This is a genomic window from Telluria sp. AZSoR62 (genome assembly GCF_058111565.1).
In genome coordinates, this window is record NZ_JBYTST010000011.1 from 104,354 (window position 1) to 130,925 (window position 26,572).

The 26,572-nt window shown below is 64.6% G+C and carries 30 protein-coding genes; 17 read left to right on the plus strand and 13 right to left on the minus strand.

Going from position 1 to position 26,572, the window contains the following annotated elements:
- Window positions 1–20: 20 nt before the first annotated feature.
- Window positions 21–419, minus strand: coding sequence for a GFA family protein (locus tag AC3XQU_RS17415; protein WP_489875428.1), 399 nt, complete (start codon window positions 417–419; stop codon window positions 21–23).
- Between the two features lie 173 nt (window positions 420–592).
- Here AC3XQU_RS17415 and AC3XQU_RS17420 point away from each other — a divergent pair, with 173 nt between their 5' ends.
- On the plus strand, window positions 593–1,090 hold the full coding sequence (locus AC3XQU_RS17420) for a hypothetical protein (RefSeq protein WP_489875429.1): 498 nt from the start codon (window positions 593–595) through the stop codon (window positions 1,088–1,090).
- On the opposite strand, the gene AC3XQU_RS17425 is transcribed toward AC3XQU_RS17420, so the two are convergent.
- From AC3XQU_RS17425 to AC3XQU_RS17435, 3 genes are all read right to left on the minus strand, one after another.
- Window positions 1,083–1,613, minus strand: a complete 531-nt coding sequence (locus AC3XQU_RS17425) for a GNAT family N-acetyltransferase (RefSeq protein WP_489875430.1) — start codon at window positions 1,611–1,613, stop codon at window positions 1,083–1,085. The two genes, AC3XQU_RS17420 and AC3XQU_RS17425, sit on opposite strands and share 8 nt — an antisense overlap.
- Before the next feature lie 6 nt (window positions 1,614–1,619).
- On the minus strand, window positions 1,620–2,165 hold the full coding sequence (locus AC3XQU_RS17430; protein WP_489875431.1) for an RBBP9/YdeN family alpha/beta hydrolase: 546 nt from the start codon (window positions 2,163–2,165) through the stop codon (window positions 1,620–1,622).
- A 70-nt stretch (window positions 2,166–2,235) separates the two neighbouring features.
- Window positions 2,236–3,378 (minus strand): acyltransferase family protein, encoded by a 1,143-nt coding sequence (locus AC3XQU_RS17435; RefSeq protein ID WP_489875432.1) that lies wholly within the window; start codon window positions 3,376–3,378, stop codon window positions 2,236–2,238.
- A 194-nt stretch (window positions 3,379–3,572) separates the two neighbouring features.
- Here AC3XQU_RS17435 and AC3XQU_RS17440 point away from each other — a divergent pair, with 194 nt between their 5' ends.
- Complete coding sequence (locus tag AC3XQU_RS17440) at window positions 3,573–3,773, plus strand: hypothetical protein (RefSeq protein ID WP_489875433.1); 201 nt, start codon at window positions 3,573–3,575, stop codon at window positions 3,771–3,773.
- Window positions 3,774–3,861: 88 nt separating this feature from the next.
- Here the strand turns inward: AC3XQU_RS17440 and kynA are convergent, their stop codons facing one another.
- The 3 genes from kynA to kynB are packed head-to-tail and all read right to left on the minus strand — an operon-like array spanning window position 3,862 to window position 6,665.
- A complete protein-coding gene (gene kynA / locus AC3XQU_RS17445) occupies window positions 3,862–4,755 on the minus strand; it encodes a tryptophan 2,3-dioxygenase (protein WP_489875434.1) in 894 nt (297 codons plus the stop codon).
- Window positions 4,756–4,764: 9 nt separating this feature from the next.
- Window positions 4,765–6,021, minus strand: coding sequence for a kynureninase (kynU, locus tag AC3XQU_RS17450; RefSeq protein ID WP_489875435.1), 1,257 nt, complete (start codon window positions 6,019–6,021; stop codon window positions 4,765–4,767).
- On the minus strand, window positions 6,018–6,665 hold the full coding sequence (gene kynB / locus AC3XQU_RS17455; protein WP_489875436.1) for an arylformamidase: 648 nt from the start codon (window positions 6,663–6,665) through the stop codon (window positions 6,018–6,020). Before kynB ends, kynU begins: the two co-directional genes overlap by 4 nt.
- A 583-nt stretch (window positions 6,666–7,248) precedes the next feature.
- On the opposite strand from kynB, the gene flhD reads away from it, so the two are divergent.
- From flhD to AC3XQU_RS17530, 15 genes are all read left to right on the plus strand, one after another.
- On the plus strand, window positions 7,249–7,566 hold the full coding sequence (gene flhD, locus AC3XQU_RS17460; protein WP_171081135.1) for a flagellar transcriptional regulator FlhD: 318 nt from the start codon (window positions 7,249–7,251) through the stop codon (window positions 7,564–7,566).
- 59 nt (window positions 7,567–7,625) lie between these two features.
- Window positions 7,626–8,210, plus strand: a complete 585-nt coding sequence (gene flhC / locus AC3XQU_RS17465; protein ID WP_489875437.1) for a flagellar transcriptional regulator FlhC — start codon at window positions 7,626–7,628, stop codon at window positions 8,208–8,210.
- On the plus strand, window positions 8,207–8,950 hold the full coding sequence (locus AC3XQU_RS17470; RefSeq protein WP_489875438.1) for a class I SAM-dependent methyltransferase: 744 nt from the start codon (window positions 8,207–8,209) through the stop codon (window positions 8,948–8,950). The genes flhC and AC3XQU_RS17470 overlap by 4 nt, the downstream gene beginning before the upstream one ends.
- Before the next feature lie 139 nt (window positions 8,951–9,089).
- Window positions 9,090–9,944: a flagellar motor stator protein MotA gene (gene motA / locus AC3XQU_RS17475; protein WP_489875439.1), complete on the plus strand. Its 855-nt coding sequence runs from the start codon at window positions 9,090–9,092 to the stop codon at window positions 9,942–9,944.
- Window positions 9,945–9,991: 47 nt separating this feature from the next.
- On the plus strand, window positions 9,992–10,936 hold the full coding sequence (motB, locus tag AC3XQU_RS17480; RefSeq protein WP_489875440.1) for a flagellar motor protein MotB: 945 nt from the start codon (window positions 9,992–9,994) through the stop codon (window positions 10,934–10,936).
- 18 nt (window positions 10,937–10,954) lie between these two features.
- The gene (locus tag AC3XQU_RS17485; protein WP_489875441.1) at window positions 10,955–11,503 is read left to right on the plus strand and encodes a chemotaxis protein; all 549 of its coding nucleotides are present in this window, start codon (window positions 10,955–10,957) and stop codon (window positions 11,501–11,503) included.
- A gap of 59 nt (window positions 11,504–11,562) precedes the next feature.
- A complete protein-coding gene (locus AC3XQU_RS17490; RefSeq protein ID WP_436105262.1) occupies window positions 11,563–11,928 on the plus strand; it encodes a response regulator in 366 nt (121 codons plus the stop codon).
- A gap of 35 nt (window positions 11,929–11,963) precedes the next feature.
- Window positions 11,964–14,117, plus strand: coding sequence for a chemotaxis protein CheA (gene cheA / locus AC3XQU_RS17495; protein WP_489875442.1), 2,154 nt, complete (start codon window positions 11,964–11,966; stop codon window positions 14,115–14,117).
- A 25-nt stretch (window positions 14,118–14,142) separates the two neighbouring features.
- Window positions 14,143–14,646 (plus strand): chemotaxis protein CheW, encoded by a 504-nt coding sequence (locus AC3XQU_RS17500; RefSeq protein WP_489875443.1) that lies wholly within the window; start codon window positions 14,143–14,145, stop codon window positions 14,644–14,646.
- 112 nt (window positions 14,647–14,758) lie between these two features.
- Window positions 14,759–15,631, plus strand: coding sequence for a CheR family methyltransferase (locus AC3XQU_RS17505; RefSeq protein WP_489875444.1), 873 nt, complete (start codon window positions 14,759–14,761; stop codon window positions 15,629–15,631).
- Between the two features lie 7 nt (window positions 15,632–15,638).
- On the plus strand, window positions 15,639–16,232 hold the full coding sequence (gene cheD, locus AC3XQU_RS17510) for a chemoreceptor glutamine deamidase CheD (RefSeq protein ID WP_489875445.1): 594 nt from the start codon (window positions 15,639–15,641) through the stop codon (window positions 16,230–16,232).
- 11 nt (window positions 16,233–16,243) lie between these two features.
- Window positions 16,244–17,305 (plus strand): protein-glutamate methylesterase/protein-glutamine glutaminase, encoded by a 1,062-nt coding sequence (locus AC3XQU_RS17515; protein WP_489875446.1) that lies wholly within the window; start codon window positions 16,244–16,246, stop codon window positions 17,303–17,305.
- Between the two features lie 155 nt (window positions 17,306–17,460).
- On the plus strand, window positions 17,461–17,856 hold the full coding sequence (gene cheY, locus AC3XQU_RS17520; protein ID WP_171081109.1) for a chemotaxis response regulator CheY: 396 nt from the start codon (window positions 17,461–17,463) through the stop codon (window positions 17,854–17,856).
- Window position 17,857: 1 nt separating this feature from the next.
- On the plus strand, window positions 17,858–18,496 hold the full coding sequence (cheZ, locus tag AC3XQU_RS17525; RefSeq protein WP_489875447.1) for a protein phosphatase CheZ: 639 nt from the start codon (window positions 17,858–17,860) through the stop codon (window positions 18,494–18,496).
- A gap of 57 nt (window positions 18,497–18,553) precedes the next feature.
- Entirely contained in the window at window positions 18,554–19,762 is a 1,209-nt protein-coding gene (locus tag AC3XQU_RS17530) for an EAL and HDOD domain-containing protein (RefSeq protein WP_489875448.1), read from the plus strand.
- 87 nt (window positions 19,763–19,849) lie between these two features.
- Here AC3XQU_RS17530 and AC3XQU_RS17535 read toward each other — a convergent pair whose 3' ends face one another.
- The 6 genes from AC3XQU_RS17535 to metG form a co-directional block, all read right to left on the minus strand.
- Entirely contained in the window at window positions 19,850–20,623 is a 774-nt protein-coding gene (locus tag AC3XQU_RS17535; protein WP_489875449.1) for a flagellar brake protein, read from the minus strand.
- Between the two features lie 117 nt (window positions 20,624–20,740).
- On the minus strand, window positions 20,741–21,580 hold the full coding sequence (gene panC / locus AC3XQU_RS17540; protein ID WP_489875450.1) for a pantoate--beta-alanine ligase: 840 nt from the start codon (window positions 21,578–21,580) through the stop codon (window positions 20,741–20,743).
- Between the two features lie 30 nt (window positions 21,581–21,610).
- Window positions 21,611–22,486, minus strand: a complete 876-nt coding sequence (locus AC3XQU_RS17545; RefSeq protein WP_489875451.1) for a segregation and condensation protein A — start codon at window positions 22,484–22,486, stop codon at window positions 21,611–21,613.
- A 16-nt stretch (window positions 22,487–22,502) separates the two neighbouring features.
- Window positions 22,503–22,712, minus strand: coding sequence for a DUF3460 family protein (locus AC3XQU_RS17550; protein ID WP_489875452.1), 210 nt, complete (start codon window positions 22,710–22,712; stop codon window positions 22,503–22,505).
- Between the two features lie 64 nt (window positions 22,713–22,776).
- Window positions 22,777–24,093 carry an enoyl ACP reductase FabMG family protein gene (locus AC3XQU_RS17555; RefSeq protein ID WP_489875453.1) on the minus strand — a complete coding sequence of 439 codons (1,317 nt, stop codon included), beginning with the start codon at window positions 24,091–24,093 and terminating at the stop codon, window positions 22,777–22,779.
- Between the two features lie 214 nt (window positions 24,094–24,307).
- Window positions 24,308–26,449: a methionine--tRNA ligase gene (gene metG, locus AC3XQU_RS17560; protein WP_489875454.1), complete on the minus strand. Its 2,142-nt coding sequence runs from the start codon at window positions 26,447–26,449 to the stop codon at window positions 24,308–24,310.
- Between the last annotated feature and the right edge of the window lie 123 nt (window positions 26,450–26,572).

Consider the following 26,572-nt stretch of genomic DNA (forward strand, 5'->3'; position numbering starts at 1 on the left):
GGTTTTTTTACGTCCCCGTTTCAGAGATGGCGCACTTCCAGCGGCGGCGTGGTCCAGTTGTCGTTGCGCCCGTCCAGGTAGCGCACCGGCGCGGCCGCCAGTTCCTGCGGCGACGCGTCGTCCAGGCAGGCCAGCACAACCGCATGGAAGGCCCCCAGCGCCGCCGATTCGCCCGTGGAGAAGGTGTTGATGCCGCACTGGCCGCAAAAATAGTGCGCGTCGCGGCGCGTGGCGTAGCGGTATTCGCGCAGCACGTCCGCACCGCTGGTCAAGCGAAACGAACTTGTGGGCACCTGCGCCGCCCAGAAGCGCATCTTGGTGCAGATCGTGCAGTTGCACTTGATCGTGCCCTGGGCGAGATCGATGTCGGCTTCGAATCGCACGCTGCCGCAATGGCAGCTGCCGTGGTAGGTTTTCATTGCTGTCCTTAGCATCCTCGAACCCGCGACGATATCGCAGGCAGCCCCGGCTCGACGAGCAAATCGACGGCCTGGAAAGCATTTCATTTGCGCGGCATAAAATGCGGCCGTGCCGGTGGCGCGGACCATGAAAACGGGTAGGATGTTTTTTTCCGTTACCCGATTGGAGCACCATGTCGCGACTCCTGGCTGCCGCTCTCCTGTTGTCGTGCGCCGCACCCGCATGGGCCGATCCGCTGGTCTATGCCGGACGCATCGAGCGCATCGAATTCCGGCCCTACGGCGCGCGAGGATGCCCGGATCCCTGCCCGGTCAGCGCGCCGCGCGCGGATGGCGTGGTCACGGTGTGCGTGACGAATTCGGGCGGTTGCCAGGCCACCGAATTCAGGGTCGGCAAGGTGTTCGCCGGCCACCTGGGCGCGACCCGCACGATCAAGGCCACGATTGGCGAGTGGGGACCGACCTTCCGCCTGACGAAAGAACTGCTGCTGGTCGTCGAGGATGGCGGCCGTACGCAGTGGACCTATGCCATCGAGCGCGATGGGCAGGTGCTGGTCCGTCCGGGACGCCTGTACAGCATTCCGCCCGCGCAGGTCCACGCGATCGGACCGAACGAGACCGGCCTGGTGCCGGCGGCGCACCTGGTCGCGGAGCTGGGCCTGGCTAGGTAGTCCTGGCAGAGCGCCACGCCTCGGCGCCGAGTTCGTAGACCGACACCACCTGCGCATTCCAGGTTTCCTCGCCCCGGTACTGCATCCCGAGCCGCTGCATCACGCGCGCGGAATCGGTATTCGCCGGGTCGCAGATCGCCGCCAGCCGCGGCGCCTGCAAGTCGTCGAACGCAAACGCCGCCATGCGCCGCGCCGCTTCCGTCGCGTAGCCCCGTCCCCAGCGGTCGGGCCGCAGGCGCCAGCCGATTTCATGGGCATTGGCCGGATCGTGGCCGAGGTGCTGGATGCAGCCGGCGCCTACCAGTTCGCCGGATTCCTGCTCGATGAAGCTCCACCACGAATAGCCGAAGCGTTGCCAGCGGCCCTGTACGCGTTCGATCATGGCCAGGGTGTCTTCCGGCGTCTCGGGCTTGGCGCCGATGAAGCGCACGACCCGCGGGTCCGCGTTGAGCAGGCGCAGGCCCGCATAGTGATCGAGGCAGACCGGTTCCAGGCGCAGGCGCGCGCTCGTCAGGATCGTCATGCTGGCTTACTGCCCGATCTCGGTGCAGAAGTCCTGCAGCAGGAGCTCGCCTTCCGGCCAGGGACCGTGGCCGGATTCGGTGTTCACGTGGCCGGCCTGGCCGATCTCCACCAGCCGGCTGCCCCAGTTCGACGCCAGGGTCCGCGCGCGTTCGAGCGTCATGTAGGGATCGTTGGTGCTGGCCAGCACCATGCTCGGGAAGGGCAGGGCGGCCTGGGGGATCGGCGCGAAACCGTTGGCCGGAATCGGATAGGACGCCGCCTCGACGTCGCTTGGCGCCACGAGGAAAGCCCCGGCCACCTTCAGCGGCGAGCCGCTCCGGGCCCAGTGCGCCACCAGCATGCAGCCCAGGCTGTGCGCCACCAGGATCGGCGCGCCCTGGCAAGCGGCGATGGCCGCGTCGAGCTCGGCCACCCATTCGTCGCGTTCAGGGCAGTTCCAGTCGCGGTGTGCGGCCTTGGTCCAGCGCGGGTAGCGGCCCTGCCATTGGGTTTGCCAATGCTCGGGACCGGAATTCCACAGGCCCGACACGATCAGTACGTCGCACTTCATTACGCCTCCGCCCTTGGTAAAAGATCAAGGCCGATTGTACGTCGAAACGCGTGGCGGAGCAGGTGACGCGTCAGCCGTTGGGGCCGGCCACGACGGAGGGCGCCACCGCAGGCCGGCTCCCCGCGCCCAGCAGCCGTTCGAACAAGGCGCGGTAGGCCTGGCGCCTTCGCTCGGTCACGGCGCCCAGCGCCACCGTGGCGGCGACGATCAGGGCGGTCACGGCCAGCAGGTCGAGGCTGGAGCGCGCATCGTGCGGATAGAGCGCCAGCCATATCTCGATTACCAGCGCATGCGACAGGTAAAGGGTAAAGGTATGCGAGGCGGCCAGTTGCCAGCTTGGCGCGAAGCGCAGCAGCGCGTCGAAGCGGGCGTCGCGCGCGCAGGCGAAGTTGGCCAGCACGATGGCGCACACGAGGTAGTCGGAGACGAAGCGGTCGGCGCTGCCCAGCGGCAGGGAAGGCAAGGGCCACCAGGCCAGGGTCGCTGCACGCAGGCTGCCTTCGATGTCGAGGGCGGCATACAGGCCGAAGGCCAGCACGCTGGCCAGCCAGCCCAGGCGCGCCGTGCCGGTCCTCATGAGCGGGCCGCTGTGGCGGCGATAGTAGCGGCTGAGCCAGACCCCGCTGAGCCAGACCGGCAGCAGTAGCCACAGCTTGTATCCCATGATGGCCAGCACCAGCGCCACGGCCACGCTGCGGCGCATGCCGCGCAGGTAGCAGGCCACGCCGAACAGCAGGTAATACCAGGCTTCGTAGCCGAGCGACCAGTAAGGCAGCATGAAGGGCGGGACTTCCGCCAGCTGCCAGTGCTCGCCGAGGAACAGCAGGTGGAAGGGCAGGTAGAGGTAGATCTTGTCGAGCGTGTAGTCGGAGGTCGACTCGAAGCCGGCCAGGGTGCGCAGCAGCGCGGCGCAGACGAAGGCCAGCAGCAGCAGGGGCAGCACCACCGAATACAGGCGCGACAGGCGCGCCACCGCATAGCCGCGCGCGCTCGGGCGGCGCTGCGCGGTGCTGGCGGCGATCACGAAGCCCGACAGCACGAAGAACACGATCACCGCCTCGCGGCCCATGTGCGGCAGGACGCCCCAGGCGCCGGCCGGAATGATGCCGAAGAAGTCGAAATGCGCGAGCACGACCATGACCGCGGCCAGCAGCCGGGTCAAGTCGAGATAGAGCGAAAATGGACGCTCGAGCGGGTCATGCAAATATGGCATTGTTTCTGTAAATCATGACAACAACGCGATCATACACCCGGTTGGGCATGACAGGCCAAGCCAATTTCCGGGCGACATCTCTGGGCGCAACGCTCTACCCGCCGTGCATTGTTTCCTTGCGTCCGCATGACTATACTGTTTCCAAGCCGAAATACAAACGCGCTCAATTCCCCAACTGTCAACCAGGACCAGCAATGAAAAAAATCGTTCTTGCCATCGCCGTCGCTGCATTTGCCACCTCGGCCATGGCAACCCCAGCCCGGCCGAAATGCCTGCTTGTCTGCCCACCGACCGTCGAAGAAGTCGAACAGCTTGAACCGGCATTGCCGGAAGAAGCGGAGCCTACATGGTTCGAAGAATTGGTGGAAGATGCATTCCAGCCCGTTACCGGCTGATGTGCCAGCGGACCGGCGGCATGCCCGGTCTCATGAAAAAAGCCTCCTTGCGAGGCTTTTTTTATGCCCATCCAGCCCGGCTGGACGATTACAGTGCCGTACGCAGTGCGAACAGTTCCGGGAACAGCACCACGTCGAGCATCTTGCGCAGGTAGCTCGCGCCCGAGGTGCCCCCGGTGCCGGTCTTGAAGCCGATGATGCGCTCGACCGTGGTCACGTGGCGGAAGCGCCAGAAGCGGAAAGCGGTTTCCAGGTCGACCAGCTTTTCGGCCAGCTCGTACAGGGCCCAGTGATGCTCCGTGTCCTGATAGACGCCCAGCCAGGCAGCCTTGACGCTGTCATCGAGCTCGGTCGGCCGGGTCCAGTCGCGCGCCAGACGTTCGGGCGCCACCGCAAAGCCGCTGCGCGCCAGCAGCATCACCGCCTCGTCGTAGACGGAGGGAGCGGTCAGTTCCTGCGCCAGCAGCGCATGCGCCTCGGGGAATTTCTCGTGCACGCCGACCAGGGTCGCGTTCTTGTTCCCGAGGATGAATTCGAGCTGGCGGTACTGGAAGGACTGGAAGCCGGACGAGGCGCCGAGATAGGGCCGGATGGCCGTGTACTCGGGCGGCGTCATGGTGGCCAGCACGTCCCAGGCATGCACCAGCTGGTCCATGATGCGCGCCACGCGCGCCAGCATCTTGAAGGCCGGCGGCAGGTTGTTCTCGCGGATGGCGCGGCGCACCGCCTGCATCTCGTGCAGCATCAGCTTGATCCACAGCTCGCTGGTCTGGTGCTGGATGATGAACAGCATCTCGTTGTGGTTGGGCGAGAGCGGGTGCTGGGCCGACAGGATCTGGTCCAGGCCCAGGTAGTCGCCATAGCTCATCGATTCCTTGAAATCGAGCTTGGCGCCATGCCACTCGGCGCTCGGTTCGGTGCTGTGTTTGGTGCTGGCCGCGGCCATCGGGCAGCCAGGGCCGCTGTTGGTTTGCTCGTCCATGGGGCCTCCTCAGGTCACCGCGCCGCGCTCGAGCGCCACGTCGTAGGCTTTGCGGTCGAGGATGTCCTTCAGGATCGCCACCGCGTCCCAGACGTCGGCATAGCCCGTGTACAGCGGGGTAAAACCGAAGCGCATGATCTCCGGCTCGCGGTAGTCGCCGATCACGCCGCGCTCGATCAGGGCCTGCATCACTGCATAGCCGTGCGGATGGGTGAAGCTGACATGGCTGCCGCGGCGCTGGTGTTCGCGCGGCGTTACCAGGCCCAACGGGTGGCCGGCGCAGCTGGTTTCCACCAGCTCGATGAACAGATCGCTCAAGGCCAGCGATTTCTCGCGGATCGCCGCCATCGAGGTTTGCTCGAACACGTCGAGCCCGCATTCGACCAGGGCGAGCGACACCACCGGCTGGGTGCCGCACAGGGCGCGGCCGATCCCGTCGGTGGGCGTGAAGCCGTGCGACATCGCGAAGGGCTGGGCATGGCTCCACCAGCCGGTGAGCGGGTGGGCGAAGCGTTCCTGGTGGCGCCGGGGCACCCAGATGAAGGCCGGCGCGCCGGGTCCGCCGTTGAGGTATTTGTAGGTGCAGCCCACCGCGAAGTCCGCTTCCGCTTCCTGCAGGTCGAGCGGGACCGCGCCGGCCGAGTGGGCCAGGTCCCAGACCACCAGCGCGCCGTGCGCGTGCGCGTGACGGGTCACGGCGGTCATGTCGTGCTGGTAGCCGGTGCGGTAGTTGACATGGGTGAGCATCAGCACCGCGCAGTCGGCGTCGACCGCGGCGGGCAGTTCTTCCACCGAGTCGACCAGGCGCACCCGGTAGCCGCGTGCCAGCCATTGGGCCAGGCCTTCGGCCATGTAGATATCGGTCGGGAAGTTGCTGCGCTCGGTGACGATGGTGCGGCGCTCGCGGCCCGGGCCATCGGCCTGCAGGTGCAGCGCGGCGGCCAGCGCCTTGAACAGGTTCAGCGAGGTGGTGTCGGTGACGGCGACTTCGCCCTCCAGCGCGCCGATCAGGGGCGCGAGGCGGTTGCCGAGGCGCTTGGGCAGGTCGAACCAGCCGGCCGTGTTCCAGCTTTTGATGAGGTCATGGCCCCATTCGCGGGCGACGACGTCCTGGGCGCGCTGCAGGGCCGCCTTCGGGCGGGCGCCGAGCGAGTTCCCGTCCAGGTAGATGACGCCGGGCGGCAGGTCGAACTGGGCGCGCAGGGCGCGCAGCGGATCGAGCTGGTCGCGCGCCACGCAGGCGTCGCGGGTAAGGGAGACAGTCATGCGGATTCTTTCCGTGGCAGTTCGCGCAGGATGGCCCGGACCGGGCTGGCATCCATGCCGGCAAATTTCAGGGGCAGGGCGACCAGCTCGTAGTCGCCTTCGGGCACGTCGTCGAGCACGATGCCTTCCAGGATGGCCATGCGGGCGGCGCGCACCGCGTGGTGGGCGTCGAGCGTTTTCGAGTCCTGCGGGTCGAGCGAAGCGGCATCGGTGCCGACCAGGATGGCGCCGCGGCGGGCCAGCAGTTCTATGGCGGCCGGGGCGATGGCGGGAAAGGACGGGTCCCAGGCGCCTTGCGGGGCCTGCTCGTAGGTGCGCAGCAGCACGCGCGGCGGCAGCTGATCGAGCTTGTCTTCCAGATGGCGCGGCTCGACCAGCGCCGCGCCGGTGCAGTGGATCACGCGGCAGGCGCCGATATAAGGGCGCAGGTCGACCTGGTCGATGCTGCTGCCGGCCGGGTCGTAGTGGCTGGGGGCGTCGGTATGGGCGCCGAGGTGGGTGGTCATCGTCATGCGGCTGACCTGGACCGGACAGCCTGCGCCGATCTGCCAGGTCGGACCGGCCTCGAAGGGCGTGTCGCCGGGCCAGACCGGGATGCCGGCCGAGATCAGGGGGCTGATGTCCCAGAGTCGTAAGGATTCCATGCACTGCCTTTACGGATGGTTGAGGCTTGACGCTTCTTGAGGCCAGCAGTGTAGCAAGTTCCGGGGGGCGGCGTCCCGGTTTGTTGGCTCGACGACAAGCTTTCCGGACCTCCCGCATTATTTTCAAATTTTTTCTAAAAAAACCCTCAAGTTCCCGAAAGGCCTGCCGTTACCCCTACCAGAAGCGCAGTAATGGGTCTTGAAAAAATATTTTCGAACAACCCTAAAGTTCCTGCCAGGCGCTCCGTTAAAGAAGTAGAAGGGCAGTGTGGGGATGCAAAAAAATATTTTGCGAAAACCCTCAAGTTCTTCTCAAGCTTGACGTAAACCGTAGCAAGCGCACGACAGATCCACCGTCAGGCGCCTACAACTCGGCCGCATGTCCAGCACCATCTCCAGCCTCTTTTCATAGGGGCGCCAGAGCGATCCAGCAGGGTTTGTCAGACAAACTCCTACGGGTCCTGTACGTCATTATCGGACGCAAAATACAGAATTTGTCCAATTCCTCAAAAGTTGCTCCACAGTCAGAATCTATCTCATCGGCAACACACAAGTCGCCGACATAACGGATACGGAGATAGAAATGACGATGAACGACATGATGGCTGAAATTCGCGACGCAAACCTGAGCTACCTGATGCTTGCGCAGCAGATGATCCGTGCCGACAAAGTCACCGCCATCTTCCGTCTCGGCGTCTCGGCCGACATCGCCGACCTGATCGAAGGCATGAGCAACGCCCAGATCCTGAAGCTCGCCGGCGGCAACATGATGCTGGCCCGCTTCCGCTTCGACGACACCGCCATCCTGTCGATGCTGACCAGCCACACCAAGGACCGCAGCCTGGCCCAGTCGCACGCCGCCATCCTGATGGCCGGCCAGCCAGCTGAAGAGATCGTATAATTCCCGTTACTGCGGCTCCGCCGGGGCTGCAACGCACGTGACACGCAGGGCGGGAACATATGAGCAAGAAAAGCGTCGTATCCGAAGCGCAGGAAATCGGGCTTGCCATCGAGCTGATCAACCTGGGCGCGCGCCTCCAGCTGCTCGAAACCGAAGTCTCGCTTTCCCGCGAGCGCCTGCTCAAGCTCTACAAGGAACTCAAGGGCGTCTCTCCGCCCAAGGGCATGCTGCCGTTTTCCACGGACTGGTTCCTGACCTGGCAGCCGAACATCCATTCCTCGCTCTTCATCAATATCCATGACTTCCTGGTCGACCATGCCGGCGCCACCGGCATCCAGGCAGTGATGAAGGCCTACAAGCTCTACCTCGAACAAATGCCCCCCGAGCCGGGCGAAGAGCCGCTGCTGTCGCTCACACGCGCCTGGACCCTGGTGCGCTTCTTCCAGAGCGGCATGCTGGTACTGGCCCCTTGCGGCAAGTGCCAGGGCAAGTTCATCGTCAACGCCCTCGACCTGAATGCCGACTACCTGTGCGGCCTGTGCCACATGCCTTCGCGCGCCGGCAAGACGCGCAAGGCCAAGGACGCGAAAGACGCCCAGGACGCGCAGGACGCCCGCGACGCGGCGGCCAACCAGGCCGAGTGAAACCCGCCGTTGCGGCGCTGCTGCTGCAGGTCGCTGCTTTCCCCCTGACCCTGGCGAGCGTCTGGCTGCTGGCCAGCAGCGGCCTGCCGATGTCCTACCTTGTCGTCGCCCTGGTGCAGGGCGTGCTCGCCGCCGGCCTGACCTGGTGGCGGGGCCTGGCCAGCTGGTGGCGCCTCATCCAGCTGCTGTTCCCGCCGGCCCTGTACGGCACGGTCCAGCTGGCGGTCCCGCCCCTGGTCTTCCTCGCCATCTTCCTGTTCCTGCTGCTGCTGTACTGGTCGACTTACCGCACCCAGGTGCCGTATTACCCGTCCAACCGCCGCGTGTGGGATGCGGTCGCCGCCCTGCTGCCGGCCGAGGGCAGGGTGCGCGTGATCGACATCGGCAGCGGGCTGGGCGGCCTGGTGCTGGACCTACAGGCGCGCCGTCCCGGCATCGAGGCGACGGGCATCGAGCTGGCGCCGCTGCCCTGGTTCGTCAGCAGCCTGCGCGCGCGGCTCTCGAGCAGCGGTGCGCGTTTCATGCGAGGCGACTACAACCGGCTCGACTTTTCCCGCTTCGACCTGGTCTTCGCCTACCTCTCGCCGGCAGCCATGCCGGCCCTCTGGCGCAAGGCAGCGCGCGAAATGCAACGCGGGTCAATCCTGGTCAGTTACGAATTCGGCATTGACGATCGTTTACCGAACCGTACCGTCTATCCCACAGAGGGTGGCCCAGCCCTTCATATCTGGCACTTTTAGGCGACAAAAGCGGCCTTTTTGCTTGCCCGTAGCCCATTCTCCCGATAGAGTGGTTCCCTGCATCAACTTTGCTTGAAATCACTTTTTTAGTTTGGCGAGCCGGCGGAACGTTTCCCGGCCTTTCTGGAGCGGGATTCCCTTGTTAGTCATTATCGGTTACGTCATCGTCTGCGCCAGCGTCTTCGGCGGCTTCGCCCTGGCCGGCGGTCACCTGGCTTCGCTGTGGCAACCGATCGAGCTCCTGATGATCGGCGGCGCCGCCGTCGGCGCCTTCTTCGTCGGTAACACCATGAAGAACGTCAAGGCCACCGCCAAGGCCTTCCCGAGCATCTTCAAGGGTTCGCAGTACACGCGCGACATGTATATGGAGCTGATGGCGCTGCAATTCGACGTGCTGTCGAAAGTGCGCAAGGAAGGCCTGATGTCGATCGAAGGCGACATCGAGGCGCCGGACGCCTCGCCCCTGTTTTCCAAGTACCCGGCCGTGCTGGCCGACCATCACATCATCGAATTCATGACCGACTACCTGCGCCTGATGGTGTCGGGGAACATGGACGCGATGCAGATCGAAAACCTGATGGACAACGAGATCGAGACCCACCACCACGAAGGCGCGATTCCCGCGCACGTGATCGCCAAGATCGGCGACGGCCTGCCGGCTTTCGGTATCGTCGCCGCCGTCATGGGCGTGGTGCACACGATGGAATCGGTGGGCCTGCCGCCGGCCGAGCTGGGCATCCTGATCGCGAAGGCGCTGGTCGGCACCTTCCTGGGCATCCTGCTGGCTTACGCGTTTGTCAGCCCGCTGGGGAACATCCTCGAACAAAAACTCGAGGAATCTACCAAGATGTTCCAGTGCGTGAAAGTCACGCTGCTGGCGAGCCTGAACGGCTATGCGCCGGCGCTGGCCGTCGAATTCGGCCGCAAGGTGCTGTACTCGACCGAGCGCCCGACCTTCGCCGAGCTCGAAGAACACATCAAGAAGAAGAAATAAGCGCGCGATGCCTGTTCACTCCACTGACTTGACGACGGGAGGGCGCCATGGCCGATGAAGGCATGCGCCCCATCGTCGTCAAGCGCATCAAGAAGGTCGCCGCCGGCCACCACGGCGGCGCCTGGAAGATCGCCTACGCCGACTTCGTGACGGCGATGATGGCCTTCTTCCTGCTCATGTGGCTGCTCGGCTCGACCGCCAAGGGCGACCTGAACGGCATCGCCGAATACTTCGCGACGCCGCTGAAGGTGGCGATGGCGGGCGGCTCCGGTTCCGGCGACTCGTCCTCGGTCATCAAGGGCGGCGGCACCGACCTCACGCGCCGCAACGGACAAGTGAAGAAGGGCGACATCGACCCGAGTTCCAAGACCTACAACCTGGAAGCAGCCAAGGCCCAGGTGGCCAAGGCCGAAGCCGACCGCCTGCAGTCGCTCAAGTCCAAGATCGAGTCGGTCATCGAGGTCAACCCGCTGCTCAAGAAGTACAAGAACCAGATGCTGCTCGATATCACCAGCGAAGGCCTGCGGATCCAGATCGTGGACGAGCAGAACCGCCCGATGTTCGCGCTGGCCCGTGCCGAGGTGCAGCCCTATACCCGCGAAATCCTGAACGTGATCGGCATGGTGCTCAACGAAGTGCCGAACAAGATCGGCCTGTCGGGCCACACCGACTCGACGCCCTATGTGAGCGACGCCGGCTACAGCAACTGGGAACTGTCGGCCGACCGCGCCAACGCCTCGCGCCGCGAACTGGTGCGCGGCGGGCTGTCGGACGACAAGGTGCTGCGCGTGGTGGGCCTGGCCGCGGCCGCCCACCTCGACCGCGCCGACCCGTTCAACCCGATCAACCGCCGCATCAGCATCATCGTGATGAACAAGCGCACCGAGGAGGCTGTCCAGCGCGACAACGCCAGCATCGAGGTGCCCGCGCAGCAACCCGCGGCGGCAGCCGAAGCAGCCCTCGCCGCCGCCGGCGCGCCGGTGAAGAACTAGCCGGCCAGGAGAATGACAATGACAAGAAAAAAGATACTCGGTTCGCACGTGAAGCGCCTGCTCTCGGGCGTGGCCGTGCACGGCCGCCGCCACCTGAACGAGGTCGAGACCGACCTGCTGCAGACCGAACTGCTGCTGGAAGAAGCCATCGACAAGCTCACCAGCAGCTTCATGGCGATCCATTCGGCCGTCGGCACCCGCCAGGAAGCGATCAACCGCCTGCTGGCGGGCGGCACCCCGAGCGCGGAGGACAGCGCCCACCTGGCCGACATGTCCGGCGAAATCGGCCAGCACGTGAACACGGCGATCACCAGCATGCAGTTCCAGGACATGACCAGCCAGCTGATCGACCGCACGCTGCGCCGGGTGGCCGGCCTGCGCGAATTCCTCGGCACGCTGAGCGAACATGGCGCGAACATCGCACCGGAAACGGACAGCGACGAAATCGTCGAGCGCCTCGGCAAGGTCAGCATGGCGCTGGCGATCCAGTCGCTCGAACTGCGCAGCATGCTGCGCAAGTCGGTCGAACAGCAGCATCTCGAAAGCGGGGACATCGAACTCTTCTGAGTGCGACGGCCACCATACCTATAACCGGATCTCCGGACTTAAAACAGCAGGAGCAAAACATGGCAAAAACGATTCTCGCGGTCGACGATTCCAGTTCGCTGCGCCAGATGGTGGCGTTCAGTCTCAAGGCCGCTGGCTATAACGTGGTCGAGGCCGTCGACGGCCAGGATGGCCTGGACAAGGCCAAGCTGCAGAGCGTGGACCTGGTGCTGACCGACCAGAACATGCCGCGCATGGACGGCCTGGCCCTGATCAAGACGCTGCGCACGCTGCCGAACTACGCCAAGACCCCGATCCTGATGCTGACCACCGAATCGTCGGACGAGATGAAGGCCAAGGGCCGCGCCGCCGGCGCCAATGGCTGGCTGGTCAAGCCTTTCGATCCGCAGCGCCTCATCGAAGTCGTTAAAAAAGTCATTGGCTAAGCGATGACGCAGCGGGCCACACAAGGGATAGCATCATGACGATCGACATCAGCCAGTTTTACCAGGTCTTTTTCGACGAGGCAGAAGAGCTGCTCGCCGAAATGGAACGGCTGCTGCTGGGCGTCGACGTGGCACAGCCCGACCCCGAAGACCTGAACGCGATCTTCCGCACCGCCCACTCGGTCAAGGGCGGGGCGTCGACCTTCGGCTTGAGCGACATGAGCGAAGTCACGCACGTGCTCGAGTCGCTGCTGGACCGCATCCGCAAGGGCGAGATGGCGCTGACCTCGAACCACGTGGACGCCTTTTTGGCGGCCAAGGACAGCCTCAAGATGCAGCTCGACGGCCACCGCCATGGCGCCACGGTCGACCAGGAAGCCGTCGCCAACGTGCGCATGGTGCTGCACGACCTGGCCGAGGGCCTGGTGCCGCAGGCGCCCGTGGTCGCGGCGTCCTACCTGACGGCCGAAGCGAAGACCCACCACCAGGTCGAAGGCGCGCACCGCTACAGGATCGAGCTGCCGCCGGTCGAGCAGCGCGACATTACCGCCCTGGTCGACGAACTGGGCCTGATGGGCCGCGCCAAGGTCACGCCGCTCGACGGCGGGCGCAGCGCCATCGTCATCACCACCCACGAAAGCCTGGACGACGTCATCGCGATCTGCTCCTTCGTGCTCAACCCCGAAGACCTGAAGATCTTCGAGGCGCCGGCCCTCACGCCCGAACAGCGCGCAGTGGAAGCGGCCGAGCGCAAGCGCATCGAGAACGACCAGGGCTACGGCTTCTTCGACTTCGACGACGATGCGGCCGGCAAGGTCGAGGACGACCTGTCCGACGACGAGCGCGGCTACGGCTTCTTCCAGCCGATCGAGCAGATCCGCGCGCAAGCCGGCATCGTCGCCGAGGCGCCGCAGCAGGTGGCCTCGGTGCAGCGTCCGGAGCCGATCGAAGTGTCCGAGCTGGCCGCCGAGAAGAAAGTGGCCAGGAAGGACCCGGGCGCCGAATCCTCGTCGATCCGCGTCTCGGTCGAGAAGGTCGACCAGCTGATCAACCTGATCGGCGAGCTGGTGATCACCAACGCCATGCTCGAGCAGCGCAGCAGCAACCTGGACCCGATGGCCAACGAGCGCCTGCTCAATTCCATCAGCCAGCTCGGGCGCAACACGCGCGAGCTGCAGGAAGCGGTCATGTCGATCCGCATGATGCCGATGGACTTCGTGTTCTCGCGCTTCCCGCGCATGGTGCGCGACCTGGCCTCGAAACTGGGCAAGAAGGTCGATTTCATCACCAACGGCGCGGCGACGGAACTGGACAAGGGCCTGATCGAGCGCATCGTCGACCCGCTGACCCACCTGGTGAGAAACAGCATCGACCACGGCATCGAGATGCCGGCCGCGCGCGTGGCAAGCGGCAAGTCGGAAGCAGGGCGCCTGTTCCTGTCGGCCGGCCACCAGGGCGGCAACATCGTCATCGAGGTGGCGGACGACGGCGGGGGGCTGAACCGCGAGCGCATCCTGGCCAAGGCCCTTCAAAACGGCCTGCCGGTGTCGGACAACATGAGCGATTCGGACGTCTGGCAGCTGATCTTCGCGCCGGGCTTCTCGACCGCCGAGCAGGTGACCGACGTGTCGGGCCGCGGCGTGGGCATGGATGTCGTCAAGCGCAACATCATGGCCATGGGCGGCACGGTCGACATCCGTTCGGCGCGCGGCTTCGGCACCACGATCTCGATCTCGCTGCCACTCACCCTCGCCATCCTCGACGGCATGTCGATCCGCAGCGGCGACGAGATCTACATCCTGCCGCTGTCGTTTGTCGTCGAGTCGCTGCAGCCGGCACCAAGCGACATCCGCGAGATCGCCGGCCGCGGCAGCGTGCTGAAGGTGCGCGGCGAATACCTGCCCCTGATCCCGCTGTACCAGATGTTCGAGATCGCCCCGCGCATCACCAATCCCGCCGAAGGCATCGTCGTGATCCTCGAGACCGAGGGCAAGAAGGCGGCGCTGTTCGTGGACGAGCTGGTAGGCCAGCAGCAGGTGGTGGTCAAGAACCTGGAAGCGAACTACCGCAAGGTGGCCGGCATTTCCGGCGCCACCATCCTGGGCGACGGCGGCGTGGCCCTGATCCTGGACGTGGCCGCGCTGGTGCGCTCGTCGCGCCAGCTGGTTGATGGCGCGGCCATCCTATAATCATTTACACCAAGAGGACCTGAATATGTCTAATGTACAAACCCACAAGCCGGCCGACGGCGCCGCGCACGATGGCGCTGGCAGCGAATTCCTGGCCTTTACCCTCGGTTGGGAAGAATACGGCATCGACATCCTGAAGGTGCAGGAAATCCGCGGCTACGAAGCGGTGACCCGCATCGCCAACGCACCGGAATTCATCAAGGGCGTGATCAACCTGCGTGGCATCATCATCCCGGTGGTGGACATGCGCATCAAGTTCAACCTCGGCACCCCGGTCTACGACCAGTTCACCGTCGTGATCATCCTGAACATCGCCGGCCGCATCATGGGCATGGTGGTCGACAGCGTGTCGGACGTCACCACGCTCACCCCGGACCAGATCAAGCCGGCCCCGGAAATGGGCAGCGCCTTCAATTCCGACTACATGATCGGCCTGGGCACGGTGGACGAGCGCATGCTGATCCTGGTGGACATCGACAAGCTGATGTCCTCCGGCGAGATGGGCCTGATGGACAAATTGGCTGCTTGATGGACTCGGTACGGCAAGCGGCCATGCCGCCTGCCCTATCCACCGGTTTTGGCACGCAACACAGTAACGCAGGCCCGGACGACCGGGCACACAGCATCGACGAGGTAAGCACGTGCCGCAGCAAAAAACCGATACGGTCAAGGAATTCGACTTCACGAAGAGTGACTTCGAACGGGTTCGCGCGCTGATCTACCAGCGCGCCGGCATCTCGCTGGCCGACAGCAAGCAGGAAATGGTCTACAGCCGCCTGGCGCGGCGCCTGCGCGCCACCGGCATCCAGTCGTTCGTGCGCTACCTCGACGACCTCGAGGCCGGGCGCATGGCGTCCGAATGGGAGTCGTTCACCAACGCGCTCACCACCAACCTGACCTCGTTCTTCCGCGAGTCGCACCACTTCCCGCTGCTGGCGGACCACCTGCTGGGGCTCAGGCACAAGGCGGGCAGCGGCGCGCCGATCAAGATCTGGTGCTCGGCCGCCTCCACCGGCGAAGAGCCGTATTCGATCGCGATGACGGCCTGCGAAGCCTTCGACACGCTCAATCCGCCCGTGCAGATCATCGCCACCGACATCGACACCAACGTGCTGGCCACGGCCGGCGCCGGGGTCTATCCGATGGAGCGCATGGAAAAGCTCTCGCCCGAGCGCCTCAAGCGCTTCTTCATGCGCGGCAAGGGCGCCAACGAAGGCATGGGCCGGGTGCGCCCGGAGCTGCGCCAGCTGATTACTTTCCGTCCGCTGAACCTGCTGGCCGACGCCTGGCCGCTGGAGGGGCCGTACGATGCGATCTTCTGCCGCAACGTGATGATCTACTTCGACAAGGACACCCAGCGCAAGATCCTGGCGCGCTTCGTGCCCCTGATGAAGCCGGACGCGCTGCTGTTCGCCGGCCACTCCGAGAACTTCCTGTACGTGTCGGACGCGCTGCGCCTGCGCGGCAAGACGGTGTACGAGCTTGACGGAGCAGGGCGCGCCAGCCGCGCGTGAGCAGACCATGAACAACCAGTTTGCCACCAACGTCTATTACGACCGCACCTTCGATTGCGACGCCGCCAAGATCCTGCCGGGCGAGTACTACTACACCGGCAAGAACATGCTGATCGTGACCGTGCTCGGCTCTTGCGTGTCGGCCTGCATCCGCGACCGCGTCACCGGCCTGGGGGGCATGAATCACTTCATGCTGCCCGACGGCGGCGACGTCAGCAACCCGGTGTCGGCCTCGATGCGCTACGGGAGCTTCGCGATGGAGATCCTGATCAACGACCTGCTCAAGGCGGGCGCGCGGCGCGAGCACCTGGAAGCGAAGGTGTTCGGCGGCGGCGCCGTGCTGCGCGGCTTCACGGCGATGAACGTGGGCGAGCGCAACGCCGCCTTTGTGATGAATTTCCTCAAGACCGAGCGCCTCCCGGTGCTGGCCGAAGACCTGAACGACATCTATCCGCGCAAGGTGTATTTCTTCCCGAAGACCGGCAAGGTCCTGGTCAAGAAACTGATGCAAACCCAAAACGACACGCTTGCCAAGCGCGAACTCGACTACGCCAAGCGGCTCAAGGTCGAGCCGGTGGGCGGCGACATCGATTTGTTCTGAAAGGACGCTGCATGATCAAGGTACTGATCGTCGACGACTCCGCGCTGATCCGCAGCGTGATGAGCGAGATCGTCAACTCCCAGCCCGACATGGAAGTGGTGGCCACGGCCCCCGATCCGCTGGTGGCGCGCGAACTGATCAAGCGCCACAACCCCGACGTGCTGACGCTCGACGTCGAGATGCCGAAGATGGATGGCCTCGATTTCCTCGAAAAGCTGATGCGCCTGCGCCCGATGCCGGTGCTGATGGTGTCTTCGCTGACCGAGCGCGGCTCGGAAATCACGATGCGCGCGCTGGAACTGGGCGCCGTGGACTTCGTCACCAAGCCGAAGATCTCGATCCAGACCGGCATGCGCGAGTACACCGAACTGATCGCCGACAAGATCCGCGCCGCCTCGCGCGCCCGCGTCAAGGCGCGCACGCTGCAGCAGGCGGCGCCGTCGAGCCAGCTGGCGGCCCTGCGCAGCCCGCTCATCTCCTCGGAAAAGCTGATCATCATCGGCGCCTCCACCGGCGGCACCGAGGCGATCCGCGAATTCCTGATGCAGATGCCCTCGGACTGCCCGGGCATCCTGATCGCCCAGCATATGCCGGAAGGCTTCACCAGTTCCTTCGCCAAGCGGCTCGATTCGCTGTGCAAGATCAGCGTCGTCGAGTCCCAGGGCAACGAGCGCGTGCTGCCCGGCCACGCATATATCGCGCCGGGCCACTCGCACCTGCTGCTGGCCAGGTCCGGCGCCAACTACATGACCAAGCTCGACCAGGGCCCCCCGGTCAACCGGCATCGTCCGTCGGTGGACGTGCTGTTCCGCAGTGCCGCCGAGGCGGCCGGCAAGAACGCCGTTGGTGTTATCCTGACCGGCATGGGCAAGGATGGCGCCGCAGGCATGCTGGACATGCGCAATGCGGGGGCGCACAATTTTGCCCAGGACGAGGCAAGCTGCGTGGTATTCGGCATGCCGCGCGAGGCAATCGCCCTCGGCGGCGCCCATGAAGTGGGTGCTTTGCAGCAATTGCCACGCATGGTGCTCGAACATCTGGCCTCGCAAGGCAGCCGGGCGTTGCGCGTTTGATGCGGATGCTGGTGTATTGCTGCCATTTTATCGCCGTACGGCAACAAAAATGCTATTCTTGAGGCTGCTTGTCGCTGTTCCCTCGACGCTGCATGATCGGGTCAGGCACGGCGCCCACCATTTAAACCAAAGTAGAAGATTCAACGGAGTAATTCATGGCTGATCCAAAGATGCGTTTTCTGGTTGTTGACGATTTCTCGACGATGCGCCGCATCGTCCGGAATCTGTTGAAAGAATTGGGATACGCCAACGTTGACGAGGCCGAAGACGGCGTGATGGGCCTGGCCAAGCTGCGCAGCGAGCAGTTCGACTTCGTGGTCTCGGACTGGAACATGCCGAACATGGACGGCCTGACCATGCTGCAGAACATTCGTGCCGATCCCGCACTGGCCAAGCTGCCGGTACTGATGGTCACCGCCGAAGCCAAGAAGGAAAACATCATCGCGGCGGCCCAGGCCGGCGCAAGCGGCTACGTGGTCAAGCCGTTCACGGCGGCCACGCTGGACGAGAAGCTCAACAAGATCTTCGAAAAAATGGACAAGGCCGGCTGAGATGATTGAGCAGACTGGCGACAGTGTCCAGGCCTCCAACGAAGAGGTCCTGAGCCGGATCGGGCACATGACGCGCGCGCTCCACGAGAGCCTGCGCGGCCTAGGCCTGGACAAGTTGATCGAGAAGGCGGCAAGCGAGATTCCCGACGCCCGCGACCGGCTCGACTACGTCGCGCGCCTGTCGGAACAGGCCGCCAAGAAGGTGCTGGACGCGACCGATGCGGCCGGCCCCGTGCAGGATGCGATCGAGACCCGCTCCGGCGAGTTGTCCGCCTCCTGGCAGGCGCTGCTGGACAATGGCGCAACCGAGCTTGAGTGGCGTGCGCTGGCGCAGCGCACGGTCGCCGGCCTGGACGAGACGCGCGCCGGTGCAGTGGCCACCCGCGGGCAGCTGATGGACATCATGATGGCCCAGGATTTCCAGGACCTGACCGGCCAGGTGATCGGCCGCATCACGGGCATCGCGCAAAACCTCGAGCAGCAGCTGGTGCAGGTGCTGGTCGACTTCGCCCCGGACGAAATCAAGCGCGAGCTCGACAACGGCCTGCTCAACGGTCCGCAGATCAACCCGGAAGGCAAGCAGGAAGTCGTGGCCGACCAGGGACAGGTCGACGACCTGCTCGACAGCCTCGGTTTCTGACGCGCGTCGGGCCGCGGTTTCTTTCCGGCCTCGTTACAGGTTTCATTACGCGCCCACATGCACCAAACAAACTTCATTGTCCGTGAACCGCTGCTCGACCCGAAGCAGCGGGTCATCGGCTACGAGCTGTCGTGGCAGCACAACGACGGCAAGATCCCCACCGACCAGGAGCTCGAAGACCTGGTCGGCTTCGTCGCCGAGCATGTCGTGCATCCGGAGCACGGCTGGCTGTTGCGCGACAAGATCCTGTTCCTGGACGCCGTTCCGGAAATGCTCTCGCTCGACGCACTGCACGCACTGCCGCCCGAGCGCACCGTCCTGACCCTGCACATCCGCAAGCTGACCGACCCGAACGTGCGTTCGGCGGTGGCGGCCGTGCGCGTGGGCGGCGTGGGCGTGTCGATCCGCGGGGCCGACATCAACCTGCTGGGCCGCAACCTCTCGCCCTATGCCTCGTATGTCGAGGTGCAGTTCACCGGCGTCGACGTGGGGGCCCAGGCACGCACCTATGCCGCCGCCAAGCACGCGGCGATGCGCATGGTGGGCCGTCCGGTGACCACCTGGGCCGATTTCGATGCCTGCGCGGCGCTCGGCCTGGACGCGTTCGTCGGCAAGCTGCACCTGACGCCGCGCCCGGGCAATGCGGTCAAGGGCATGAACGCCACCCAGAGCACCATCCTGCAGCTGATGCAGATGGTGCAGAACAACGAAGACGTGCCCAAGATCGAGAACGTGCTCAAGCGCGATCCGGCACTGACCTACAAGCTGCTGCAGTTCATCAATTCGGCGGGCTTCGGCGCTGGACGCGAGGTGCAGACCCTGCGCCAGGCGATCGCGCTGATGGGCTATGCGCCCCTGTACCGCTGGCTGGTGCTGCTGCTGGCCACGGCCAGCCAGAGCGGGTTTTCGCCGGTGCTGATGGAGACGGCGGTGATCCGCGGCCGCCTGGCCGAGCTGCTGGGCCAGACGGCGCTGGCGCGGGGGGAAGGGGAGAACCTGTTCGTCGCCGGCATGTTTTCGCTGCTCGACCGCCTGCTCGGCCTGCCGATGAAAGAGGTGCTGGAGACGGTGCCGCTGCCGGACGAGGTGGTCAAGGCCCTGCTCACGCGCGAAGGCATCTACGGGCCCTATCTGGCGCTGGCCGAAGCCTGCGAGCTCAACTCGAACCTGGTGGCCTCGCTGGCGGCCTCGCTGGACATCAGCCCGCAGGACGTGAACAAGGCGCATTTGTCGGCGCTGGCGTGGGCGCAGAGCGTGGCAGCCTAGGCGCCTGGAACAGCACGGTCCAGAACGAATTGGGGGAACATTGCCGGTGGCAGTGTTCCCCCAATGTCCTTGGCGCAGCGTAAACGTCTAGCGCGCCACCGAGCGCCGCTCCACCGCCCCGCTGGTCACGAACCGCTCCAGCGTCTGCTTCATCTGCATCGAAATCGCCGAGAAGCTGCAGCCGATCTGCACCTGCTCGCCCAGCAGAAAGGTGCGGAAGGGACGCATCAGGCGCACTTCCAGGTCGGCCGTCAGGGTCAGGTTCGGGCCGAGCTCGAGGCGCACGCCGTCGAGCTTCTTCCCCACATGCAGCCCGAACACCTGCTCGGGCGTGGCACGCAGGCCGACGCCGGTTTCCGAAAAATCATAGAGCGGCAGGTCGACCAGCTTGCCGTTGCAGCGGAACACAGCCGTGTAGTTCACGCCGACGGGGGTTTCGACGCGGCGCGCGGCGCGGCGGTTGAGCACCATGCAGGCGTTCGGGAACTCGGCCGCCACGTGCATGTCCTGGCCGGGCAGGGTGGTCCATTTCTGCTCGAGGTCGAACTGCAGCTTGGCATTGCCGCCCAGCGAGGCGACCAGGGTGGCCTTGCCGCTCGGAGGCAGTTCGCTGCCGGTGAAGTCGATCACGAAATGCGGCAGTTCCGGGTCCACCGAGGCGATGCGCGCCAGCAGCGGCTCGATCCAGCCCGCCGGGAACACCGTGACCGGTTCGCCCGAGAGCGACAGCGTGGTCAGCGCTTCGCCGATGTCGAAGGGGTCGCGCATCTCATGCGGCTCGGCCTTGCCGCCGATGCGGTTGAGGGCGTCGGAGGGCTTGGGCGGGCCTTTGCGGATCTGGGGAGTAGCGATTGCGTTCACGGCGAATTCCTTGGTTGTTGCGCAGTTGCCTGGATAACTAGCCCACTGCGCGGTCAAGTATACAGCCTTCCTTCCCGATATTGCAGTTTCGCAAGCATAGATAGTTTTTTGCTAAGCTCAAATTTCCAGGTTGTCGATCAGGCGGGTGGCGCCCAGCTTGGCCGCGGCCAGCACGACCAGCGGGGCGCCGGCGGCCAGGTCGGACGCCGATGGCGCGCGCAAGTCCATCTGCTTGCGGATCGAGACATAGTCCGGATTCCAGCCGCGCGCGCTGAGGGCTTCCATGGCCGCGCGCTCCACCGCCACCGGGTCTTGCCCGCCCGCGCGCATCGCTGCGGCGACCGCGTTCAGCTGCCGGTACAGGGCCGGCGCCTCGAGCCGCTCGCTTGGGGACAGGTAGCCGTTGCGCGAGGACAGCGCCAGGCCATCCTCGGCGCGGAAGGTTTCCGCGCCGATGATCTCGGTCGGCATGGCAAACTGGCGCGCCATGTTCCGGATGATCATGAGCTGCTGGTAATCCTTCTTGCCGAACACGGCAACGCGCGGCTGCACGCAGGAGAACAGCTTGGTCACGACCGTGCAGACGCCGTCGAAGAAACCGGGACGGAACTCGCCTTCCAGCGTGTTGCCCAGGCCGTCAGGCGGGCGCACGCGGTATTCCTGGGGCTCCGGGTACATGTCCTTCTCGGTCGGCGCGAACAGCACATAGACGCCTTCCTTCTCGAGCTTGGCCACGTCGTCCTGGAAGGTGCGCGGGTATTTGTCGAAATCCTCGTTCGGGCCGAACTGCAGGCGGTTGACGAAGATCGAGGCGACCACCGGGTCGCCGTGCCTGCGCGCCAGTCGCATCAGGGACAGATGGCCTTCGTGCAGGTTGCCCATCGTCGGCACGAAGGCGGTGCGCAGCTGGCCGCGCAACTGGTCGCGCAATTCGTCGATGGAGGAGATGATTTTCATGAGCTATTGGTACAAAGAAAGTAACCGGCCTCAAGCCGGAGAATAGGCCAGCCTGACATAGATCGGCGCGAATGGTTCCGCCTGTGTGATCTCGATCAAGGTTTCCTTCGCAAGTTCGAGCATGGCGACAAAGTGTACAACCACGATCGGCACCGTGTGCTGGCCTGCGAAGAGTTCGGAAAATTCCACGAAGCGCTGCGACTGCAGGGTGCGCAGGATGGCCGACATGTGCTCGCGTACCGACAGTTCCTGGCGGCTGATCCGATGGTGCTGGGTCAGCTTGGCGCGGCGCACGACGTCGAGCCAGGCGCGCTGCAAATCCCAGGGATCGACTTCGGGCAGGTTCGGCGCCAGGCCCTGTTCCACGAACAGCTGCGGGCGCACGAAGTCGCGGCCTTCCTGCGGCAGGCTGCCGAGATTGACCGCCGCCACCTTGATCTGCTCGTATTCCAGCAGGCGCCGCACCAGTTCCGCGCGCGGGTCGCCCACGTCCTCGACCAGCTCGTCGTGGCGCTTGGGCAGCAGCATGCGCGACTTGATCTCGATGAGCATGGCCGCCATGAGCAGGTATTCGGCGGCCAGTTCCAGGTTGTGCTGGCGGATCTGCTCGACATACTTCAGGTATTGCAGGGTCACCTGCGCCATCGGGATGTCGAGGATATTGAAGTTCTGCTTGCGGATCAGGTAAAGCAGCAGGTCGAGCGGACCTTCGAAGGCGTCGAGGAAGACTTCCAGCGCATCGGGCGGGATGTACAGGTCGGTCGGCAGGCGCGTGAGCGGCTCGCCGTACAGGCGGGCGATCGCCGCGTCCGCAGGCGCGGCGGATGCCTCTGGCGCATCAAGGGGGGGCGCCCCGTCCTGCTGGGGTTCGGCCGGCAGCTCGTGCTCGGCCTGCTCGGGCAGCATGGGGGCGCTTCCTGCCTCAGACCTTGTTCTGGTACGGGTAGGCGTTCTGGCGCAGGCGCGACTGCTTGGCGCGCTCCTGCTCGTCCAGCGATTGCGGAGCCTTGTCCCACAGCAGCGAACGGCCTTCCTGCTGGCGCTCTTCCATGCCCGGTGTTTGCGCCTTCAGTTCCTTGATGAACTTGGTGTGCTCGGATTCGTAGAGATTGTGTTTTTTGGAGAAGATCATATTACCTAAGTAGAAGAAGGGGAGGCCGGGCAGATTCTTGTGCCATGGCCTGCATGCGTCAAGTTTACTTGTGCAGTTCGTTCAGCTGGCGCGCGATGATGTCGTGGCTGAGCCACACGACCGGGGCAATCTTTTCCGACGCACCATAGAACATCAAGGGGCCGGCGCCTTCCAGCACCAAGGACGACAGGTGGTCCGTGATCAGGGCTTTCTTGTCCTTGTGCAGGGCCGTGATCGCCTCCGAGGTGCCGATCATGACGTCGGCCAGTTCCGGGGTGTTGTCCATCGGCCAGGCTTCGAAGTTGCGGAACTGGGCGCTGGTGGCGTCCATGTTATAGCGCTCGATGGTTTCCAGCAGCGACTCGAGCGAAGTGCCTTCGCCCAACAGGTCCTGGCAGATCTGCCATTGCTGGTCGGCCCAGGCGCCGCCGCCTTCATTCTTGAGGGCGGTGAGCAGGGGGAACAGCGACAGCTCGACGCCCACGAAGATGTCGGAGGAATTGGTACGGATTTCCGGGCAGTTGAACACGGTGGCATACACGCCCCCGTTCCAGGCAGCCTGGGCCACCGACTCCAGGCGCATCTTGGCATAGCCCTGGGTGTAATTGGTGTAGGTCTGCCACTGGTACTTGCCGTCGATCAGGATCTCGGTGCCGTGGTAGCCGTAGGCGGTGTAGCGCACTTCGCCGCCGGCCTGCGTCACGCGCTCGCGGATGGTGCTCGATGCGTCGATCAGGTATTTCAGGGTATTGGCGGTGACTTCGTCGAAGTTCATCAGGATCAGCTTGCCCAGGTCGCTTTCCAGCAGGGCGCGCGAGGACATGAAGCGATCGCCGCGGCCCTTGTAGATGCGGTTGGCAATGGCCAGGAAGGCCTTGATCTTCGGGATGCCGCCGGCCATGGTGTGAGCGAAGAAGACGTTCGCGCCTTGCGGGATCAGCTTGTCGATCTCGCCCATGACGGTGGCGGCCGAGCTGGTAAAGCGTGCCACGCCGGCGGCGCGGCAGGCTTCGATCTTTTCCCAGTCCAGCTTGTCTTCCTGCCAGCTCTTCAGGGTGATCTTCGAGAGCATCTCGGTCGGGTTCTGCTCGCCTGCCGGGGCGTCCATGTCGAAGCCGGCCATCAGCGGCACGTTGATGATCTTGCCGCCCAGCTTTTCTTCCGCTTCCGCCAGCTCTGCCGCGTCCAGCGCGCGCAGGGCGCCGGTCTCGTCGCGGCGGCCCACGGTGATGCCGACGATGGTCATGCCGGCGGCGCGCGCCTCGTCGATCAGGCCGTTCACGTAGCCGCGGCCGAACAGTTCGCCGAACAGGACGAACACGTCGCCCTTGCGGAACACGTTGGTATGCGGGATGTGGCGGAGAGGGGTCAGTTCAGTCATGTTCTTATCTACCTGTCTTGTATGGTCTGAAGGAAGTCGTGCCGGCGCAGGGCGCAGCGGCGCATGTTTCAGAAAAACACGCCATTATACCGCCGGGGCTGGCGTGGGAACGCATTTCGGGAGCCCTGGCGCAAGGCAGCGGCGGCCCGGCCAGATGAGATCCGGGGGAATAATGCTGCCTGCATTATCCCCCCGAATACCAGGATGGTTTTGCTTAGCGGATGCGCATGCCGGGCGTTGCGCCCGCCATCGGGTCGAGCAGGTACAGGCCCGGGTTCGCCTTCTCGTCCGCCGCCGACGCGCACAGCACCATGCCTTCGGACACGCCGAACTTCATCTTGCGCGGGGCCAGGTTGGCGACCATGACGGTCAGCTTGCCGACCAGCTCTTCCGGCTTGTAGGCCGACTTGATGCCCGAGAACACGTTGCGGTGGCGGCCTTCGCCCACGTCCAGGGTCAGGCGCAGCAGCTTGCCGGCGCCTTCGACGTGTTCGCAGTTGACGATGCGGGCCACGCGCAGGTCGACCTTCAGGAAGTCGTCGATCGAGATTTCCGGAGCCAGCGGCTCGATGTCGCCGGCGACAGCGTCGGCAGCGGGTACGGCAGCTTCGGCGACCGGAGCGGGCGTTGCCGCAACCGCCGGAGCAGCCGCCGGTTTGTCGAACAGGTTCTCGACCATCTTCGCGTCCACGCGCTGCATCAGGTGGCTGTAGGCGCCGATGGTGCGGCCCAGCATGGTTTCGTACACGGCCGCGCCATGGGTGTCGCTCCAGGCCAGCTCGCCGTCGCCCAGGAACTCGGTCACGCGGCTGGCCACCTGCGGCAGCACCGGCGAGAGCATGATGGTCAGCTGGCGGAACAGGATCAGGGCAGTGGTGCAGACGTCGTGCAGTTCGGCCAGTTTCGTTTCGTCCTTGGCCAGCAGCCAGGGCTTGTGCTCGTCCACGTACTGGTTGACGACGTCGGTGATCTCCATGATCTCGCGCAGCGCGCGGCCGTAGTCGCGCGCCTCGAAGGCGGCGGCGATATTCGCCTGGCGCTCAAGGCCATCCTGCATCAGTGCCTTGCAGATCCAGTCCTTGGCGGTGCCGGACAGCGTATCGGCGAGTTTACCGTCGAATTTCTTGGCGATGAAGCCGGCGCAGCGGCTGGCGATGTTGACGTACTTGCCGATCAGGTCGCTGTTGACGCGGGCAACGAAGTCTTCGCCGTTGAAGTCCAGGTCTTCGACCTTGGCATTGAGCTTGAAGGCCAGGTAGTAGCGCAGCCACTCCGGGTTCATGCCCAGTTCCAGGTAGCGCAGCGGCGAAATGCCGGTGCCGCGCGACTTCGACATCTTTTCGTTGTTCACGGTCAGGTGGCCGTGCACGGCGACCTTCAGGCCGTCGATGATCGGGTGGCCCGAGAAGTTCAGCATCGCCGGCCAGAACAGCAGGTGGAAGGAAACGATGTCCTTGCCGATGAAGTGCACCTGCTCGGCTTGCGGGTCATTCAGGAAGGCCTCGAAATCCAGGCCTTGCTTGTCGAAATAGTTCTTGAGCGAAGCCAGGTAGCCGACCGGGGCATCCAGCCATACATAGAAGAACTTGCCCGGCGCATCGGGAATCGGGATGCCGAAATAGGGCGCGTCGCGCGAAATATCCCAGTCGGCCAGCTTCTCGCCGGACTCGCCCAGCCATTCCGAGACCTTGTTCACCATTTCCGGCTGCAGGCGGCCCGGGGTGTTCATCCATTCTTTCAGGAAGGCGAAGCAGCGCGGGTCGGACAGCTTGAAGAAGTACTGTTCCGAAGGCTTGAGCACAGGCGTGGAGCCGGTGAACACCGAGAACGGGTTGATCAGTTCGGTCGGCTGGTAGGCGGCGCCGCAGACTTCGCAGTTGTCGCCGTACTGGTCCTTGGCGTGGCAGGTCGGGCACTCGCCCTTGATGTTGCGGTCGGCCAGGAACATGCCCTTGACCGGGTCGTAGAAGCGGTCGACGGTCTTGGTGACGATCAGGCCGGCGTCGCGCAGCTTGCGGTAGATGCCTTGCGAGAGCTCGACGTTTTCCGGCGAATCGGTCGAATACCAGTTATCGAAAGCGATGTGGAAGCCGTCCAGGTACTGGGCGCGGCCGGCGGCGATCTTGGCCACGAATTCCTGCGGCGTGATGCCTTCCTTTTCGGCGGCGATCATGATCGGCGTGCCGTGGGTGTCGTCGGCGCAGACGAAGTGGACCTGGCGCTGGACTCCATTGTCGCGCTGCATTCGCTGGAACCGGACCCAGATGTCGGCCTGGATGTATTCCATCATGTGGCCGATGTGGAAGGCAGCGTTAGCGTAGGGCAGGGCGGTGGTGACGAACAGCTTGCGGGTCATGGTCGAAGCGCTTTAGGTTTTAGGAAAGAAGCATTTTAACAGCGGATGGCCCTTGCCGCGCAGTGGGTATTGGCTGGTTTTGCCATTCCGGCAAGAGGGTGGCGTGCAATTTGCGCTACACTT